The sequence below is a fragment of the Brachybacterium sp. GCM10030252 genome, from assembly GCF_042666535.1.
Classification (GTDB): domain Bacteria; phylum Actinomycetota; class Actinomycetes; order Actinomycetales; family Dermabacteraceae; genus Brachybacterium.
On sequence record NZ_JBHTDM010000016.1, the window covers coordinates 1 to 1,295 of the forward strand.

A 1,295-nucleotide genomic window follows, 5' to 3' on the forward strand; every position below is an offset into this window, starting at 1 on the left:
TCCCCACCTTCCTCCGAGTTGACCCCGGCAGTCTCCCATGAGTCCCCGCCATTACGCGCTGGCAACATGGAACGAGGGTTGCGCTCGTTGCGGGACTTAACCCAACATCTCACGACACGAGCTGACGACAACCATGCACCACCTGTGCACCAGTCCAAAGAAAGCCACATTTCTGCAGCCGTCCGGTGCATGTCAAGCCTTGGTAAGGTTCTTCGCGTTGCATCGAATTAATCAGCATGCTCCGCCGCTTGTGCGGGCCCCCGTCAATTCCTTTGAGTTTTAGCCTTGCGGCCGTACTCCCCAGGCGGGGCACTTAATGCGTTAGCTACGGCGCGGAAAACGTGGAATGTCCCCCACACCTAGTGCCCAACGTTTACGGCATGGACTACCAGGGTATCTAATCCTGTTCGCTACCCATGCTTTCGCTCCTCAGTGTCAGTAATGGCCCAGAGACCTGCCTTCGCCATCGGTGTTCTTCCTGATATCTGCGCATTTCACCGCTACACCAGGAGTTCCAGTCTCCCCTACCACACTCTAGCCTGCCCGTACCCACCGCACGCCCGAGGTTGAGCCTCGGGTTTTCACGGCAGACGCGACAAGCCACCTACGAGCTCTTTACGCCCAATAATTCCGGACAACGCTTGCGCCCTACGTATTACCGCGGCTGCTGGCACGTAGTTAGCCGGCGCTTCTTCTGCAGGTACCGTCACTTTCGCTTCTTCCCTACTGAAAGAGGTTTACAACCCGAAGGCCGTCATCCCCCACGCGGCGTCGCTGCATCAGGCTTTCGCCCATTGTGCAATATTCCCCACTGCTGCCTCCCGTAGGAGTCTGGGCCGTGTCTCAGTCCCAGTGTGGCCGGTCGCCCTCTCAGGCCGGCTACCCGTCATCGCCTTGGTGAGCCATTACCTCACCAACAAACTGATAGGCCGCGAGTCCATCCCTCACCGAAAAACTTTCCAACCCACACCATGCGGTGCGAGCTCATATCCGGTATTAGCCTCGATTTCTCGAGGTTATCCCGAAGTGAAGGGCAGGTTACTCACGTGTTACTCACCCGTTCGCCACTAATCAGACCGTGCAAGCACGGTCGTCATCGTTCGACTTGCATGTGTTAAGCACGCCGCCAGCGTTCGTCCTGAGCCAGGATCAAACTCTCCATGAAAACATAGAAAAAACCCTGGCAAACAACAAACAACCAGCATATAACTGCTGTATCATCCGTTAAAATTTGCCAATCAAATATTGGCATCAACAAACAGACACGCTATTGAGATATCAAGCAACACGCGCAC

Annotated in this window: 1 rRNA gene; it reads right to left on the bottom strand. The window is 55.5% G+C overall.

Features of this window, described 5'->3' with window-relative positions:
* A 16S ribosomal RNA gene (locus tag ACFQRJ_RS12580) occupies positions 1-1,165 on the bottom strand; the annotation flags it as partial.
* Between the last annotated feature and the right edge of the window lie 130 nt (positions 1,166-1,295).